The 18,428-nt window shown below is 42.3% G+C and carries 16 protein-coding genes; 6 read left to right on the top strand and 10 right to left on the bottom strand.

The genetic code is table 11. The features are described 5' to 3' along the window. Positions 1 to 19 precede the first annotated feature (19 nt). From mshL to CXF80_RS15215, 10 genes are all read right to left on the bottom strand, one after another. Positions 20 to 1,693, bottom strand: coding sequence for a pilus (MSHA type) biogenesis protein MshL (gene mshL / locus CXF80_RS15265; RefSeq protein WP_101033803.1), 1,674 nt, complete (start codon positions 1,691 to 1,693; stop codon positions 20 to 22). Positions 1,694 to 1,706: 13 nt separating this feature from the next. Further along, positions 1,707 to 2,009: an MSHA biogenesis protein MshK gene (locus CXF80_RS15260; RefSeq protein WP_198554769.1), complete on the bottom strand. Its 303-nt coding sequence runs from the start codon at positions 2,007 to 2,009 to the stop codon at positions 1,707 to 1,709. 4 nt (positions 2,010 to 2,013) lie between these two features. Beyond that, positions 2,014 to 2,670: an MSHA biogenesis protein MshJ gene (locus CXF80_RS15255; RefSeq protein ID WP_101033801.1), complete on the bottom strand. Its 657-nt coding sequence runs from the start codon at positions 2,668 to 2,670 to the stop codon at positions 2,014 to 2,016. Beyond that, the gene (locus CXF80_RS15250; RefSeq protein ID WP_101033800.1) at positions 2,667 to 3,287 is read right to left on the bottom strand and encodes a fimbrial assembly protein; all 621 of its coding nucleotides are present in this window, start codon (positions 3,285 to 3,287) and stop codon (positions 2,667 to 2,669) included. The genes CXF80_RS15255 and CXF80_RS15250 overlap by 4 nt, the downstream gene beginning before the upstream one ends. Beyond that, a complete protein-coding gene (locus CXF80_RS15245) occupies positions 3,284 to 4,165 on the bottom strand; it encodes a biogenesis protein MshI (RefSeq protein WP_232772115.1) in 882 nt (293 codons plus the stop codon). Before CXF80_RS15245 ends, CXF80_RS15250 begins: the two co-directional genes overlap by 4 nt. A 301-nt stretch (positions 4,166 to 4,466) precedes the next feature. After that, a complete protein-coding gene (gene csrD, locus CXF80_RS15240) occupies positions 4,467 to 6,377 on the bottom strand; it encodes an RNase E specificity factor CsrD (RefSeq protein WP_101033798.1) in 1,911 nt (636 codons plus the stop codon). Positions 6,378 to 6,593: 216 nt separating this feature from the next. Then, complete coding sequence (locus tag CXF80_RS15235; protein WP_101033797.1) at positions 6,594 to 7,841, bottom strand: malic enzyme-like NAD(P)-binding protein; 1,248 nt, start codon at positions 7,839 to 7,841, stop codon at positions 6,594 to 6,596. A 662-nt stretch (positions 7,842 to 8,503) separates the two neighbouring features. Beyond that, on the bottom strand, positions 8,504 to 8,716 hold the full coding sequence (rpmE, locus tag CXF80_RS15230) for a 50S ribosomal protein L31 (protein ID WP_101033796.1): 213 nt from the start codon (positions 8,714 to 8,716) through the stop codon (positions 8,504 to 8,506). Positions 8,717 to 8,861: 145 nt separating this feature from the next. Continuing rightward, positions 8,862 to 10,112, bottom strand: coding sequence for a FimV/HubP family polar landmark protein (locus CXF80_RS15225; protein ID WP_101033795.1), 1,251 nt, complete (start codon positions 10,110 to 10,112; stop codon positions 8,862 to 8,864). A gap of 357 nt (positions 10,113 to 10,469) precedes the next feature. After that, entirely contained in the window at positions 10,470 to 10,694 is a 225-nt protein-coding gene (locus CXF80_RS15215) for a hypothetical protein (protein WP_101033793.1), read from the bottom strand. Positions 10,695 to 10,776: 82 nt separating this feature from the next. Between CXF80_RS15215 and priA the strand changes: the two genes are divergently transcribed. The 6 genes from priA to CXF80_RS15185 all read left to right on the top strand — a co-directional run bounded on the left by priA (position 10,777) and on the right by CXF80_RS15185 (position 18,068). After that, on the top strand, positions 10,777 to 12,972 hold the full coding sequence (priA, locus tag CXF80_RS15210; RefSeq protein ID WP_101033792.1) for a primosomal protein N': 2,196 nt from the start codon (positions 10,777 to 10,779) through the stop codon (positions 12,970 to 12,972). Positions 12,973 to 13,154: 182 nt separating this feature from the next. After that, on the top strand, positions 13,155 to 14,900 hold the full coding sequence (argS, locus tag CXF80_RS15205; RefSeq protein ID WP_101033791.1) for an arginine--tRNA ligase: 1,746 nt from the start codon (positions 13,155 to 13,157) through the stop codon (positions 14,898 to 14,900). Continuing rightward, positions 14,900 to 15,502 carry an SPOR domain-containing protein gene (locus CXF80_RS15200; RefSeq protein ID WP_198554833.1) on the top strand — a complete coding sequence of 201 codons (603 nt, stop codon included), beginning with the start codon at positions 14,900 to 14,902 and terminating at the stop codon, positions 15,500 to 15,502. The genes argS and CXF80_RS15200 overlap by 1 nt, the downstream gene beginning before the upstream one ends. Before the next feature lie 168 nt (positions 15,503 to 15,670). Beyond that, entirely contained in the window at positions 15,671 to 16,195 is a 525-nt protein-coding gene (gene hslV / locus CXF80_RS15195; RefSeq protein ID WP_101033789.1) for an ATP-dependent protease subunit HslV, read from the top strand. A gap of 26 nt (positions 16,196 to 16,221) precedes the next feature. After that, positions 16,222 to 17,547 (top strand): ATP-dependent protease ATPase subunit HslU, encoded by a 1,326-nt coding sequence (hslU, locus tag CXF80_RS15190; protein WP_101033788.1) that lies wholly within the window; start codon positions 16,222 to 16,224, stop codon positions 17,545 to 17,547. Between the two features lie 134 nt (positions 17,548 to 17,681). After that, positions 17,682 to 18,068 (top strand): gamma-butyrobetaine hydroxylase-like domain-containing protein, encoded by a 387-nt coding sequence (locus tag CXF80_RS15185; protein WP_101033787.1) that lies wholly within the window; start codon positions 17,682 to 17,684, stop codon positions 18,066 to 18,068. Positions 18,069 to 18,428 lie beyond the last annotated feature (360 nt).

The raw sequence follows: 18,428 nt of genomic DNA, 5'->3' as shown, positions 1-18,428 counted from the left end.
TATCAATCACCAACCGCCACTACTTAGAAGGATACCAACGCTCTATTAAATCTTGTGAGCGCTTTAACTCATCCTTCCATGTGTCACCACCGACAACCGTTGGTTTCAACATAATAATCAATTCGGTTTTCTTTTTAGATTTAGTGCGGCTGGTGAAAGCTTCGCCCAGAAAAGGAATATCACCCAATAACGGTACTTTTGATACGGTTTCAATGTTTTCGCTCTTCATTAATCCACCAATCACCACGACATCACCAGAAGCGGCGCGGATAACCGTATCCGACTCACGGATCTCACTTTGCGCTAACGGTAACTCTAAGGTTGAATCACTGATTTTTATCTCTTTAGTTTGTTCCTTCACATCTATCACTGAGGGATGAACATGCAATATTACATTGCCATCTTCGTCAATCTGAGGCGTTACATCTAAGGCAATGCCGGAGAAAAATGGCGTTAGTTCAACCTGTGGCGTCGTTACTGGAGTGGTGCCGGCCACTGTCGTTGTTGATACATCCGTGACAAAGTATTCGTCATTACCCACTTTAATGACCGCTTTTTGGTTATTAGAAGCCGTAACACGAGGACTTGAAAGCACATCTACATCACCTTGAGTATCCAGCAAACTAATAATGCTACTAAAATCGCTTCCGGTGAAATTAATCGAGGTGACACCGCCAATGGCAGATGTAATGGCATTACTTAAGCCTTGTCCTGCTGAGGTACTGAAATCAATGTTGGTATTGCCGGCATGGCCTAAAACATTCTCCCACTGGATCCCTTGCTGGTAACCATCAGATAAGGTTACTTCTATAATTTTTGCTTCTAAAATCACTTGGCGCTGTAAATGGCTTTCGGCTATTTGTAAGAAGCTACGGATTTGACGTAATTCATCTGGGAAAGCCCGAACGGTTACCAGCCCTGCTTGAGGTGTCACCACGACTTGTCGCCCGCCACCGGTTTCACCCATAATTGACATTAAGGTGGCTTCTAACTCACCCCAAAAATCCGTCTTGGTCGTCGAACGAATAAACGTACCATTGGTATTGTCACTGCTGTTGGCATTACCATTGCTACTGTTGTTATTGTTGTTACTCGAACTACTGTTGTTGCTCGAGCTGCTATTACCGCTGCTGCTTGAGTTACTATTTTGATCGGAAATACGACCAGAGCTCACCGAGGTTAATGACAAACCTTCTCGCTGCATATAGATATAATTTAATGGGAACGTTTCGGTTCTCATACCCGATGGGTACACCCGTAAAATACGACCTTCGCGCTTAACTTGGTAACCGTAAATGTCTTCAACAACCTGAATGGTTTCTGCCAAGGTGACCGCTTTTAATGATAACGAAATGTTACCTTGCACATCAGGATGTACCGCAACACTTAAGGGCGTGTCTTTGACTAAGCTTGGAAAGAACACTCTCGCATCAACGTCATTTGCTGACACATCAAAACGACGCTCTGCAGGTAAGGCCCTTGCTGATGAGCTCAACACATTATTACCATTAAGCTCACGTTGAACATCTTCTGGCATAACCGCTGGTGGTGGCACAGTGGCTTGACGGGTCTCAGCTTGTTGCCTTGACTCATTCAAGGCCGCTTTTGCGGTTTGTGGATCGGGTCTATCTGTCGTTTGGCAAGCAACTAGGCACAGCGACATCAGAGGAGTAACATATTTAATTACATTCATTTTTATTCTTATCCTACCGCTCTGTTATCGACTGAAATAGCTGAAGTTTTCTTCCATCTGACAAGGTGACATAGTCTTTGCTAATCTTTGATACACGTAATCCACTGCCGCTAATTGCGTCACCCACCGAAAGAATAATATTATTAATTACTGCATAGCTATGTTGGCCGTTAACAATACTGTTTAACACCAAAGATTGGTTGTCAGCTTTGGCCTTAACGGCAATAAAGCCCTGACCCGGTAAGGTTGGATCACGTAATGTCTGTGCGTTGGCAGCAAACACTAACAGCATCATTAGGCAGGATGCATACGCCATGGGATTAATCTTGTTTCGCAACACTGATAAAGTCCTTATTCACACTCAGTGTGTAAAGTTCTAATTCAACTAACGCATCGGGATGAGATTCAACACGGTAATCTAAACGTTTCCAATACAATTTATCTGGCATTGTTTCAACGGCTTTAATAAACGCTAAAATAGAAAAATAATCGCCTTGTAACATCAGCTTAATACCATGACTGTAGAGGTTAACTTTACTGCCATCACCCACTTTCAGTAAGGCTTTGGGTGCAATGGAGGCAAACGAGATTAATGTCACGCCTTTCACATTACCCAACAAGTTGGCTAATACTGTTGGCATGTAATCCGCGGGAACCATATCAACCATTTGATCGGTGAGATCGGCATCAATCAATTGCATCTGCTCGGTAATGATTTGTAACCGTTGCTGATAATCTTTATTAGGGTCAAGTTGTAAACGCTCTTCATAGAGTGCCACTTGCTGTAAGGAAATCGAATTTTCTTGTTCTAGTCCCTTAAGCTGGTTTTGTAAGCTTTGGTGCTGTTTCCATTGCGATTCTAATGGCATAAACAGCAACATCCCTGCCACAACTAGCAGAGCAAACGTAATCAATATCCGCTCTCGAGGGCTTAACACATCAAATTTTGACGACCACACCAGCCATTGCTGCTTCATTGTGCTGACTCCTTAGCAATGGGTTGGCTTATTAATTTAAACGCCAACGGTTGTGCTTCGCCGCGATCCATCGTCATTGCTGAAAACGCATAACCCTTTAATGTTGAAGTGGTTTTGAGTTTATCTATCCATAATGGAATACTTTGCGGATGACGACCGTAACCTTCAAACTCAATGCGTTGAGCATCGTTGTTTTGCTGTTCAATGGTGATATGACTCAACCACACACTGCTATCCGCCACGGCGGCCAAGTCAGTCAGCATTGGCGAGTAACCTTGGCTAATCAGAGTATTGCGTTGACTAAGTTCATCTTTTAACAGTTTTTTTAGATCTAAACGCTGCTGTTCAAGCTCAACCTTTGCCACTAAGTCCCCATTGGGCTTACGGGCAGCAATTTGTTGTTCAAGCTGACTTTTCTGGTTTTTTAAACGATTTTTCTCACTGCTTGCCTGCTGGTTTAGGGTTTGCAACTCATCGGCATGCCACAGTCCTACTGCATAAAGTACCGCGCTGCATCCGCAGAGAAAGGCCAATGCAAGCATCAGTCTTATAAAGGTCAGTCTTTGTTTTTTCGGCAATAAATCTGTGGAATATAAATTAACAGCGGTTTTTATCACACTTCACCTCGAGCTAATTCCTGCAACGCTAACTGAGCAAGTAAATTTGGTACGCCATCGTGAGTCACGGAAACCACTTTTTGATTAAAGTTAGCGCCGACAAGATTGGCTAATGATGAACTATCACCTTCAGCCAAGATACTAATCGATCCCACTGGAGCTTGACGTAATTGGCTTTCAAAATAGTCCATAGACCGTTGAATTTCTAAACTGAGATTATCGGCTAAGCCCAGCTTCAACTCTTCTAAAGTCGCTTTGTTAAGCTGATTAAACCCTCTCACTCGACGTTGCATTAACACTTCGCCCGCTTTAACAACCAACAACAACAACTCTTGTTGTGGCAAGTGGGCTACCAACATATGTGCCATATTATCGTGGGCTAATAGATGGCTTAATGCTAATTCTTCAATGCTTATCCCAGCAACATCTAATCCGTTAGCATCACAAGCACTCGCCACTTGAGTTAAAAACTGACGGCTACTAACCACCACATTCACTTTTGAACTGGAGATAAGACTGGACTCAAAATAATCCAGATAAATATTGGTGACGGGCTCTGACACCATATCTTTAACAGACCAGATCAACGCCTGAGTCACTTCGCCAGGTTCGACATTGGGTTTGTCAGCTTGTAATAATTGATAATACTGCTGCGACAGTACTAATTGCACCCGAACTCGACCAAACTGGCTCTTTAGTGTTTCAAAGGCTTGAAGCAAATTGTTTTTTTGTACTAAAATCTGACTGATAACTGGCGCGATTTGACCTTGTTGGGGGTGACACACCCACAGCGAATTACCAGTGATAAATACGCCTACATTACCCATAAATTGCGATGTCTGCCAAAAAGCTAGTTTACTCAAAAAACCATTGTCCATTGGGTAGTCCATATTCACTAACATATTAATTAGTTAGTTAAGATTGCTGAGCAGAGGTACAACATCAAAAAACGACATTATAAATCTAATACACCAACACGTAACATCGATACAATTCGATTAAGATATATGGTGTTTTCTAGTATTACCGGGCAATTTTATCACGATTACAGTTTGTTATTATTGCGTTAATGCTATAAATCATCATAAATATGCCACATATCTACTTACGATAAAGTGCAATCTATTGATAAACAAGATCTAACGTGAATGAATTACAGCAAACATAGCACTATAATACTTAAACTTCAGATCTTTGCCCCAAAAACTCTCCCTGAGCAGCACTCACGCCTAGAATTTTTAACGTTTGCCATTCTTCAAAACATTCAACACCTTCAGCAATAACTTTCACTTCGGCGCGATAAAGGCCACCAATTAGACTGCGTATAAACAATTGATTTTCTGAACGTTGATGTACTCGTCGCACGATCGAACGATGTAATTTCACTAAATCAAAGTGGTACTCCTGAATATAGTGAGTCCCCACAACATATTGGCCAACATGATCTACCGCTAATTTAGCGCCCATTTTTCTTAACATATCGAGCGTTTTAAGCAGTGAAGTATTTTTCTGGTTTTTAACAATGATGTCTTCCGACACTTCAAAAATAAGTCGAGCCGCTAAAGGGCGATGTTCCAATAACGTCGATTGTAACCAACGAACAAACGCTCTACTGGTCAAACTATATAGACTTAAGTTGATACTGTAGGTTGATGTATTTTCGGACATTAACCTGAAGAGTACTTGTTCCAACATTTGGCGTTCAATCTGTGGCATCAATCCACATTTATTGGCCATCGGAATAAACAGTGTTGCGCGCACATCATTACCGTGTAAATCACGAGCACGACTGAATATTTCATAATGTAAAATCTGATTATCGCTATCGACAATAACTTGCTGTAAGGTAAAAAATCTTTTTGAAACCAGTGCATTTTCAATGAAACTACGCCAACGTACAGAACCTTTAGCAATTTGTTCATCTAACGCGCCTTTGTCGTACATAAACCAGTTATTAACCCGTTGTAATTGTGCTGCTCGAAGTGCCATCTCTGCTTCTTCAACAAGTTGAACTTGTAAATCTGCAATTTTAAAAAACGCACAGCCTAAGTGTAGAAAATTATCAGGATTACCTATGCCAGAAAAAGGTAATGCAAGGCAGGTTTTGAGTATTCGCTGGGCTAACTGATCCGCTTCGACCTGGGATAATTGTGGTACGACTATGGCTAATTGTGAGTAACTACGCCGCGCAAAAATACTGTCTTCATATTGGACTAATGCAGCTGTAATAGCTTGGGTTGTTAATGAAAGCATGGTCTTAACACCGCTCTCACCGTATTGGTCTTCGACTAAATCAACATCATCAAACTCAATCAACATCAGTACGCCATGAGCAATCATTTTTTGATTATGGCTCAATCCATCAAGACGGTTTTGAAAGAATATCGGGTTGCCAATCTGAGTTTGTTTATCAAGGAAAGTATCCTTACGAATAAATTGATCTAAGCGGCCACGTTCTTTGCGAGCATCATCGAGCTCGGCGAGCAATTGACTGATCGCACGGTTTATCATCCTTGGCTTACCATTAGTCGGCATATCGGCAGCTTGCTTTAAATGACCGTCTAAAATGAGCTTACTGCGCAGAGCGAGTTGTTCAATCCCATCTAACTCTCTGGAATACCAACCATAACCAAAACGCACAAAAATACCTATGCTGATAAAACCAATGACGAGCATAATCAGCTCATGCCAGCCAAGATCATGTAAAGAAAATGGTGGAGGTAAGGTTATCGTCATCGATAATTTTCCATGACTTAACTGGGTCTGATATAGGGTCAAACTACTGCTGGGCGTGTCGGCTTTACTGCGATGAAATTGATAAACTAATTGGCTGCCTTGCGACAGAGAAAAATCAACCGCGTTATAAGCCGTTAGCAAAGGGGGTAACCAAGTAGAAAATTGATTATTGCCATGTTGTTGATAGTCAGCAGCTAACATGGTTTCTAATTCAGCGACTTTCTGTTGCTGAAAAGTGTAGGTTAATTGAGTAAAGCCCATCACCGCACACAGTAAAAACACAAAAGCCACTGCGGCTAATGAAAGCAGCCAAAAGCTGGTCAGTTTTTTGGTAAGGATCTTGGTGAGTTTCATTTATCCGCTATCCTGCTGGATTTATTTATTTTATTAATAACTCAAATTTTGTCCAGTATAACGATTGTGCTCGGCAAGTTCACTACTCGTTTTTAATCATGTTTTTGCAATAGCCAATAAAAAGGGGCAAAAGCCCCTTTAATTAACGATATTTTTTTACCATCATGTGATGACTTATAGCAGATCATCTATCGCTGATTATTTATAGCTAACTGTCTATACCTGATATTCAGTCGGCAAGGTGATGATTTTAGCCACCCCAGAATCGATTGCCGCTTGTGATACTGCTCGAGCAACTAGCGGCAGTAATCTTGGGTCCATTGGTTTAGGCAACACATATTGTGAACCAAAACTCAATGATGACACGTTTGGATAAGCGGCTAATACCTCAGCAGGGACAGGCTCCTTCGCAAGGTTAGCAATAGCATACACAGCAGCCAGCTTCATTTCGTCGTTAATCACAGCCGCACGGACATCGAGCGCGCCTCGAAAAATAAACGGGAAGCACAATACATTGTTTACTTGATTTGGATAGTCACTACGACCCGTACCCATAATTAAGTCTTTACGGATGCTATGGGCTAATTCAGGTTTAATTTCTGGATCGGGATTTGAACAAGCAAAAATAACCGGGTTTGGTGCCATTAAGGCGATATCATCAGCAGCCAAAAGGTTCGCTCCTGACAATCCTAAAAATACATCGGCATCCTTCATCACATCTTGCAAGGTGCGTTTGTCAGTATTGTTAGCAAATAATGCTTTGTATTCATTGATATCGTCACGACGAGTATGGATAACGCCTTGTCTGTCGAGCATGTAGACATTTTCTCGTAATGCACCACATTTTACTATCATGGTCATACACGCGATCGCAGCTGCACCAGCACCTAAACAGACAAATACTGCATCGTCAATTTTTTTACCCTGAATTTCGAGCGCGTTTAACATGCCGGCAGCCGTGACAATAGCAGTGCCATGTTGATCGTCATGAAACACCGGAATATTACAACGCTTAATGAGCTCTCGTTCAATTTCAAAGCATTCTGGCGCCTTAATGTCTTCTAAGTTAATCCCACCAAAAGTATCGGCAATAGACTCAACGGTATTGATAAAATCTTCAGTGGTGCGGTGTTTCACTTCAATATCAATCGAGTCAATATTAGCAAAACGTTTAAAGAGCAGAGATTTGCCTTCCATAACAGGTTTTGAAGCTAATGGACCTAAATTACCCAGTCCTAAAATAGCGGTCCCGTTGGTGATCACCGCGACAGTGTTGCCTTTATTAGTATATCGATAGGCATTTTCAGGATTCGATGCGATCTCTCTAACAGGCTCTGCCACGCCAGGACTATATGCCAAAGCAAGATCGTGGCTCGATTGAGCGGGTTTTGTCAGGCAAACAGCTGTTTTACCTGGTATGGGGAATTCATGATAATCGAGGGCTTGTTGACGAATATCTGACATTTTATACATCCTGAAATGCGCTATCTATGAAGGAAAGTATGATCCGCAGTACACACTTACAGTGAGCTTGCTAACCATCGAAAATTTTAATCACAATACGCTAATACAAGGACGATATAAATCAAAAACTTAATCATAGGAGGTGTTGTGGGCCAAAACAGAGGGTATGTTTTATTAATCTAACTCTTCGAATATGAATATATATAAATCAATAAGTTAAAAATGTAGGAAAATAACAAGATTTACGATAACAATCGGATATAGAGGTTGATATTTGCAGTTTATTTTGTCTAAATAACAATAAAGTAGCCTTTATTTTTTTTATATTGTTTATCACTAAAAAATTAGTTTTCGCCTCAGCACAATACTGGTTAACCTCAATTCGGGATAAGAGATGGAGTAACGTGTAAAAAATAGGTTTATTTCAAGTCTGCAATATCAAACTTGCATTTGTTTTGCTAACAAGGCGTATTGACGCGGCAATAACTGGCCTATGGTAAGTAGATACAACACGTAGAGCGTAACAAAGGGCTGGTTGATAACCGTTTATTCGCCAGAATTGAGGTTATTTATCCTCAACTCGAGTTAAGAGATGGGATTGGTTAACTATAAGCAATAAAAAAGGCGCCAAAGGCGCCTTATTAAAAATAATTGCAATGCAATTATTTTTTGCCAAGCATACCAAAACGCTTGTTGAACTTATCAATACGTCCGCCAGTATCAACAACTTTCTGAGTACCAGTGTAGAATGGGTGACATGCACCACATACGTCCAAGTGTAGGTTTTTACCTGCAGTTGAGTTCACTTTGATGATGTTACCACAACTACAAGTTGCAGTAATTTCAGCGTAATTTGGGTGGATACCTGTTTTCATTTGGGGTTACCTTAAATTGAAGGCCATGTCGCTCTCCCAACCCGAAGTTGAGCACCACATGCAGTTAATAACAATATGTTTTAGGCGCAAGATAATACAGTGTCTCCTGTACACAAACAAGTAGAATTTCTAAACGATACTATGATTACCTATGCCTGCGTGCTAGAGCCTCGTAGGTAACTTGGGCCTCCGACGAATTTTGATATTGGTTCAATATCACCCTAGAGGGACATTTTAAACGGCTATCTGCCATCAGTAAGTAAATTTTATTATTTGCAAACGCATTCGGATTTGCATCATAAATCGCCAGCATTGCCCCGAAGACACTGATTTGCCATTGTCGATAGTAACGATCGGCAACACGCCATAACGTATCTTGTGGAGATTTATCAATTACACAGATTTTATCCTGTCCATCAGTCTGCATGCCTTTTTGCGCAGGGGCTGATGTCTTGGCTACTTTATTGACGGGTGTTGGCTGAGGCACTATTTGTGTTTTATCAATAATCGCTAATTGTTGATTACTTTCAGATGTTTTACTGTCGATTGAATTGATTGAGCCATTTGTTGATACCGGCTGAGTCGCGACAACCGATGTACTAACGGGTAACACCGGCGTTGGTACCACTTGAGACTGACCACCTTGAGTAGCCACTAAATTATCAAATATTACTTTATCTACAGCGACATCTTGATAGTACGAAAGCGTCTCCACTGATGGGCAGCGTAATGAGTTTCCTAATCGCAGTTGGCTAATATTATTTTGATGAAATGCTGATGGATTAGTTTGGTAAAGGGCAAGCATTGCGCCATAGAGGTTTGTATTCCATTGCTTGCGATAACGCACAGCAATTTTCCATAAGGTATCATCTGCTAACAAAGTGATCTGACATTGATCCACTCTCTTTTGCATTGGCGCATCTTGAGGTGATGCGATGGCCTTGGTATTTATTGACTTGGGTATCGATGTCGGTAATGCCGAAGGAGACTTCATCGTTTTTATGGCAACTGGCTGGTACTGATCCTGGACAATGGCTTGAGAGAATATAGATACCGGCGAATATTGCAGCCATTTAGCATTACTGTATTCAGATACAATAAGTGCTGCATCCGGATCGTGTATTTTTTCAGCACCGTTTAACACAAAGACATCACCATCGCGTCGTTCTACAGTAAGCTTTTCTAACACTATATTATTTTGATAAATTTGTCGTAAATAAAAAGTCAGCCGTGATAAATCATGTTGATCGGTTATGATTTGCACGGTTAGGTTAGGAGATTGTCCACTTTCAAATGGAATGGTATCAATACTGATATGACTGACTTGTGCAATAACCGTTGAAATACTATCAACAGCCAGTAATGCTAATATTGCTAGCACCTTAAAGCTTCTCATTAAATCAATCCTTTTGATTATAAATCGCTTCAACACAGCGCAAAATTACGCTGTAAAACCATGATATTTAATGCCCTTATACACTACTTCGCTTACTAACAGCACTGACTAATAATGTTCTTACACTAAGCTTATCTGGTTGTAATTTATTATTATTGTTTACTTTTCAACCTTAATAACTATAAGGATCAAAAGTATTCGCACGAACAACTATATAAATTAACACAATCAGCTGCAACCCATTACTGACAAACAAGAGCAAACTCTCGATAAGGTGATGCTGATGATCAACATTGGAGACTAAGATAGCACCATTAACCGAATACTGTGCATCAAAAACAGCCACTACCGCTAACGTCACTGCTGCTGCTGAACTTTACCATCATATAACTGATGAATATAAAACCCTAGCCGCGACACATGATCATTTTGAGCCACTATATTGACTCTTAATCTGGCTATTTGATTCAATTCAAATTGACGACTATTGATACTGACATGATCCACTTGAGCCGTTACTGCAGCAATATTACCCAATAATCCAAAGACTATGATGCCGACCTCAATAAGTCCTTTACGCATATATGTTGCCCTATCTCTTTGATGACACTTAGAGGTAAACTGATCAGCAATCCACTATAAAATTGAAAAATGATGAAGCCTTATGCCCGTGTTTGTTGAAGTCGCCTTACCCGTCCCCTTGCGCAGAAACTTTAGTTATCGCGTAAAAGAGCAACATCAAGCGGGATTGCAAATAGGTCTTAGAGTTAAAGTCCCATTTGGCCCTCAACAACTCATAGGCTTAATTACCGCTATTACTGATAGCTGTGACTTGGCACCGCAACAAATAAAATCTGTCACTGCTGTACTTGATGATGCCCCATTGTTACCTGATTCGCTCTATAAATTAACCCTATGGGCCGCCCGGTATTACTTTACCACTCAAGGACAAATGCTCAGCCAAGCACTGCCGGTTGCATTGCGAAAAGGCCTAGACGCTGCACCGCAGGCGGTGATTGAATATCATTTAAGCCAACAAGGACGCAATGCTGATTCTAGCGTATTAAAACGTGCGCCAGCACAAAAAAAACTGTATGAGTTATTGCTGGCCAACTCAATTAGCCACGATGAATTCATTACCCAACAATTAAGCAAACCCGCGCTAAAGGCATTAGAGCAAAGAGAGTGGATTGAACGGCAACAAAAAGTGCTCAGCCATGATTTAAGTTGGCGTCAACAGCTGATCATGAATGAATCACCCCATAAGCTTAACAAGCAACAAGCCGTCGCGGTGTCGGTGCTAACGCAACAACAAGGGTTTCATTGCACCTTATTAGAAGGGATTACTGGCTCAGGTAAAACCGAAGTCTACCTAACCTTGCTTGAGACTATTTTACAACAAGGCAAACAAGCACTCATTCTTGTTCCGGAAATTGGCTTAACGCCGCAAACCATTAATCGCTTTAAACGCCGTTTCGAAGTCAATGTTGCGGTGATCCACTCAGGACTAACCGATAATCAACGACTTGAGGCTTGGCGGCAAGCGCGTGTGGGCGAAGCGGCAATTATCATTGGTACTCGCTCAGCACTCTTTACGCCGATGGCCTACCCTGGATTAATTATTCTGGATGAAGAGCATGACAGTAGCTTTAAACAACAGGAAGGAGTGCGCTATCACGCCCGTGACTTAGCGGTAATGCGCGGACACCTTGAAGATATCCAGGTGGTTTTAGGGTCGGCGACACCATCGTTAGAAACCTTACAAAATGCATTATCAGGACGCTATCATCACCTTGAACTGAGCGAACGTGCCGGTGCGGCCCAAAAGGTCAAGCAAGGTATTGTCGATATTACTTCGCAGCCACTAAAAGCCGGCATGTCTACATCATTGATTAATGAAATGCGTATGCACCTTGACGCGGGTAATCAGGTGCTTCTGTTTTTAAACCGCCGTGGATTTGCTCCCGCCTTGCTGTGCCATGAATGTGGTCACTTACATGAATGCGATCGCTGTGATGCCTTTTTTACCGTCCATCAAGGCTTAAATGAAATATGTTGTCATCACTGCGGCAATCAATATGCTATCCCACGCCAATGCCATCAATGTGGTAGCACCATGCTAATGGGTCACGGCTTAGGCACCGAACAGCTAGAACAAGAATTAATCAAACTGTTTCCCAAACACCCCGTTGTGCGTATTGACCGAGACACCACGCGAAGAAAGGGCTCACTAGAGCAGCAGTTGCAGGGAATTTATATGGGAAAATATAAAATCCTTGTCGGCACGCAGATGCTCGCAAAAGGCCATCACTTCCCAGATGTGACCTTAGTCGGATTACTTGATGTTGACGGCGCATTATTCAGTGCTGACTTTCGTGCACCAGAACGTTTTGGCCAGCTATATACTCAAGTATCGGGCCGTGCTGGCCGCGCAGACAAACCCGGTAAAGTGCTACTGCAAACCCATCAAAGTGATAACCCCATTTTACGTGATTTATTGAAACGCGGTTATGGTGAGTTCGCTCGCAGTCAGCTAAAAGAACGCCAACAAGCATTATTACCACCCGCATGGCACATGGTATTAATTCGTGCAGAAGCGCATTTAGCAGAAGATGCTGATGCTTTTTTAGCCCGAACCAGTGAACTATTACCACAAGATAAGGACTTTGAAATCATTGGCCCAATTCCGGCCCCCCTTGATCGCAAAGCAGGCAAATATCGACGCCAATTAATACTGCAAGCCAAGAGTAGGCAGCGTTTACAAACTGAATTTGAACGGGTATTAACCCAAATTGAACAAATACCTGAAAGTAAGCGTTGTCGTTGGAGTATCGATCGTGATCCACAGGATTTGATGTAATTAAACAGCAACATTGCTGGGTTAACCGACCTTATATATGACTTAAACTTCACTTAGGTTAGTATTCAATACAAAAAAACCCATATTTCCGTTAAAGCAGATAGCAATCACACCCCATAAACGGCTAAAATATGCGGTTCCGTCATGTCATTCATTTAACGAATTAGTGCAAGTAAAAGCCCATGAAATCACATATTGAATCTTTACTAGAACAAACCATCGAATCCTTCAAAAAACAAGGAATTGTGCCAGCTGATTTTCAAGCTCGCATTCAGGTCGATCGCACTAAAGATAAAAGTCATGGTGACTTAGCGACTAACCTTGCAATGATGCTGACCAAAGTGGCTAAGAAGAACCCTCGCGAATTAGCACAACTGATTATTGACACCTTGCCGGCATCATCTTATGTGGCCAAAGTGGAAATTGCTGGCCCAGGTTTTATTAACTTTTTCATTGATGACAATGCCCTCGCCAACCAACTGCAAAATGCATTGGATGATGCGCATTTAGGCATCACACTGCCGGCTAAGCAAACCATCGTTGTTGACTATTCATCGCCAAACTTAGCCAAAGAAATGCACGTAGGTCACTTACGTTCTACCATTATTGGTGACAGCGTGGTGCGTGCGCTCGAGTATTTAGGTCATAACGTCATTCGCCAAAACCACGTAGGCGACTGGGGCACCCAATTCGGTATGCTACTGGCGTTAATGGAAGAGTTACGCGCAGCCAATGGCGAACAAGCCAAAATGGAATTGTCTGACTTAGAAAGTTTTTATCGTGCGGCCAAGGTACGTTTTGATGAATCAACCGAATTTGCCACCCGGGCACGCCAACTGGTCGTCGCGCTTCAATCGGGTGATGAATACTGCAATAAATTATGGCGCGAGTTTAACGACATATCATTAAGCCACTGCCATGATGTATATAAGCGTTTAGGGGTTAGCTTAACCCGTGCCGATGTTCACGGCGAAAGTGCCTATAATGCAGACTTAGCTCAAGTGGTTCACGATCTTGATGCACAAGGTTTATTAGTCGAAAGCAATGGCGCTAAAGTGGTATTCCAAGAAGCCTTTCGCACCAAAGAGGGTGAACCTCTGCCTGTTATTATCCAAAAAGCGGATGGGGGTTATTTATATGCCACCTCAGATCTTGCCGCCATGCGTTATCGCTCAAACGTACTAAAAGCCGATCGCGCCTTGTACTTTGTCGACTTACGCCAAGCATTACATTTTCAACAAGTGTTTAGTCTTGCTAAGTTAGCCAAATTTGTTCGCCCAGAAATGTCACTCGAGCACACGGGCTTTGGCACCATGAATGGCGCAGATGGACGCCCTTTTAAAACCCGTTCTGGTGGTGTGGTTAAATTAGTTGATTTACTTGACGAAGCCGATGTCCGCGCACTTGAGCTGGTTCGCAGCAAAAATCCAGATATGGATGAAGCCACACTGACTGAAATTGCACGCGTAGTGGGGATAAGCTCAGTCAAATATGCAGATTTGTCCAAAAACCGTAGCAGTGATTACATTTTCAGTTTCGAGCAAATGCTCAGCTTTGAAGGTAATACCGCACCTTATCTATTATATGCCTACACCCGTGTCGCCGGTATTTTCAAGCGTGCTGAAGATATTGATCTTAGCCAAGCTAAGATTGTGCTTGAGCATCAAAAAGAAAAAGACTTAGGCACTAAACTGGCGCAGTTTGGTGAAGTATTAGCCCGCATGACCGACAAAGGTTTACCGCATGTATTGTGCGGTTATCTTTATGAGCTTGCGAGCGAGTTTTCGAGTTTTTATGAAGCTTGTCCTGTGCTTGCTGCCGAAACCGAGACTGAAAAACAGAGCCGTTTATTACTTTCACAATTAACCGCAAAAACGTTAAAAACGGGCTTATCGCTACTTGGCATTGAAACCCTAGAGCGGATGTAATTATGAGTCGTGACTACGCAAATCGCAAACCTCGTGCGGGCACTAAAGCCCGCGCGCCACAACGAAAAAAAGCACCTAAGGGCCCTTTTCCCTATTTGACTTTTTTTGTGATACTCACATTACTCATCGGTTTTGGCTATTTCTTATGGTCCATTAATGGCAGCTCCGACTCATCCGTCGTGACCGAGCCCGTTCAGCAACCGAAAACGAAAACGGTGCAAACTTCGACTGCAGAAGATCCTAAAAAAGTCATCAAGACAGATCCCAATGCACTGCCACCTAAGCCACAGGAAGAGTGGACTTATCTGGAAGAACTTGAAAACAAACAAGTTGAAATAGACTTGCCGCAGTCAGGCGTTGTGTCCAGCGGCATCTATCAAATGCAATGTGGATCATTTAGGAAAGAGTCGCAAGCAAATGAAATGAAAGCCAGAATAGCCTTCCAAGGCGTAGAGGCACAAGTGCGCCGCAGTGAGGGAAGCAACGGATTGTGGTTTCGCGTGGTATTAGGGCCTTTTCCTAACAAACGCGATGCAGAAAATAACCGCCACAAAATGCAACGAGCGGGTTTAAATGGCTGCATACTTTTGTCGTTGGACTAACGCTAGCGATCGGTTATAAAGCATAAATCTCCTAGCCCTGTCCACTCGAACAGGGCTTTTTATTACGTATCTCTTGATATCTGTCATTTTGTCCCCATATCCATTTTATCAATCAACAATTGCATTCACCCTAATCACCCGTTGATGTATTAGTAAAGAGGATTTAACGTGACTACTATCGTATCCGTACGCCGCAATAATCAAGTTGTCATCGCTGGTGATGGCCAAGTGTCTCTAGGCAATACCGTGATGAAAGGTAATGCACGTAAAGTGCGCCGCCTATACCACAATAAAGTCTTAGCCGGTTTTGCTGGCGGTACTGCTGATGCATTTACGCTTTTTGAGCGATTTGAAGCTAAGCTTGAAATGCATCAAGGCCATTTATTAAAGTCTGCTGTCGAATTGGCCAAAGATTGGCGCACCGACAAAATGCTGCGCAAACTCGAAGCCATGCTGGTCGTGGCAGACACTGAATCATCATTAATTATTACCGGTAATGGCGACGTTGTTGAACCTGAACATGATTTGATTGCAATTGGCTCTGGCGGAAACTATGCCCATGCATCTGCTTTAGCATTACTGCAAAATACCGAGTTAAGCGCCGAAGAAATCGCAGAAAAATCCCTGACGATTGCTGGCGACATTTGTGTATTCACCAACCAATTTAAAACTATCGAAAAGTTAGACTACTAATTCGAGCGTAAAGATAAGGAACCGTTATGTCTGAAATGACACCTCGTGAAATTGTTCACGAACTAGACTCGCATATCATCGGCCAACAAAATGCCAAACGCTCGGTTGCAGTCGCTCTTCGTAATCGCTGGCGCCGTATGCAATTAGAGCCGGCGCTTCGTCATGAAGTGACCCCAAAAAATATTTTAATGATTGGCCCTACAGGCGTAGGTAAAACTGAAATCGCCCGTCGTTTAGCCAAATTGGCTAACGCACCCTTTATTAAAGTTGAAGCCACAAAATTTACTGAAGTCGGCTATGTCGGTAAAGAAGTTGAACAAATAATCCGAGATTTGACTGACTCTGCGGTGAAAATGACCCGCGAACGTCAAATGAAAAAATGCCGTCATCGCGCCGAAGAAATGGCCGAAGAGCGTATCCTAGATGCGCTATTACCTAAGCCAAAAGATGACTGGGATACCGACAAAAAAGATAACTCTACCACCCGTCAGGTTTTCCGTAAAAAACTACGCGAAGGTCAACTCGACGACAAAGAAATTGAAATCGAAATTGCGGCTCCTCAAGTTGGAGTTGAAATTATGGCACCGCCAGGCATGGAAGAAATGACCAATCAGTTACAAGGCTTATTTCAAAATCTTGGTCAAAGTACTTCTAAGCATAAAAAGCTTAAAATTAAAGATGCTTACAAACAGTTAGTTGAAGATGAAGCCGCTAAGCTGGTCAATCAAGAAGACTTAAAAGAGCAAGCCATCGAGCTTGTTGAGCAAAATGGTATTGTGTTTTTAGACGAAATCGACAAGATTTGTCGGCGCGGCGAAAGCTCTGGCCCCGATGTATCACGTGAAGGGGTACAACGTGACTTACTGCCATTAGTGGAAGGCTGCACTGTTAACACTAAGCATGGCATGGTGAAAACTGACCATATTTTGTTTATTGCTTCTGGTGCATTCCAGATGTCAAAACCGTCTGATTTAATCCCAGAACTTCAAGGCCGTTTACCGATTCGAGTTGAATTGGACGCCCTTACCGCTGCTGATTTCAAGCGTATTTTAACCGAACCTTATGCTTCGCTTACGGAGCAATATATTGCCTTAATGGCGACGGAAGGTGTAACCGTTACGTTTGAAGCGTCGGGTATTGAACGAATCGCAGAAGCCGCATGGCAGGTCAATGAGCGCACTGAAAATATTGGTGCTCGGCGTTTGCATACCGTGATGGAAAAATTGATGGAAGAGATTTCTTATGATGCCTCTGAAAAATCAGGTTCGACGTTTGTCATTGACGCTAAGTATGTTAATGACCATCTTGATACCTTGATACAAGATGAAGACTTAAGCCGCTTCATTTTATAGAGATGGCCCATAGTTAACCGTCAGTAAGTGTGATAAATCACGCTATATTTGCCTGTTATCACCCTCTTGCCATAGCAACTATTGAGTGATTAGTGCCACAATGGACTAATCACTTTTTTTGTGCAGGAAATACCATGACTCAATCAACGCCCACTGTGACCGGCATTAAGCTTAAACGTCAATCCAAGTTATTAGAAGTCACTTTCGATAACAGCCAAACCTACAACATCAGCTGTGAAATGCTACGGGTATTCTCACCCTCGGCTGAAGTGCAGCGTCATGGCAACCCAATATTAGTTACCCATAAGAAAGCCGTCAATATCACAACCCTCGAACCGGTTGGACATTACGCCGTTAAAATCATCTTTGATGATGGTCATGATACAGGCTTGTATTCTTGGAAGGTGCTACATAACTTATGCAGTAATCAAACTGAATTATGGCAACAGTATTTAGCCAGATTACGGGCAGAAAAAGGCTCGCGCGAACCAATGATTGATATGAATATTAAGTATTCATAACCTTTTTACGGCCAAACTTCGTTTGGATTAAGATGTCATATGGCCTGCGGCCACTAACGTCGTGGCGCTTCACCCACACCAGACCAAGAGGAAATCAACGGCTATTCCCTCTTGGTTCTTTGTTAAAGAATTGGCCCAGCCGCCCCGCTACATTTTCCCTATTGACTTAAATAACAGAGCGAAAAGGTCGCCATGGGGATTGACCCAGCTTTTAACTTCATTTGTAACCGTCTTCGGACTTATTCGAAAATGCTAACACTTCCGATGGGGCGTCATTTTCTTCAACGTCCTCAATAATATGAAACCTGAAAGTGTTAAATCAGTTATAAGCTTTAAATAACTGGCAGCCATAAATAAAGC

Origin of the sequence: Shewanella sp. Actino-trap-3, assembly GCF_002836275.1 — a bacterium.
GTDB lineage: Bacteria > Pseudomonadota > Gammaproteobacteria > Enterobacterales > Shewanellaceae > Shewanella > Shewanella psychromarinicola.
This window is presented reverse-complemented; position numbering and strand designations above follow the sequence as displayed.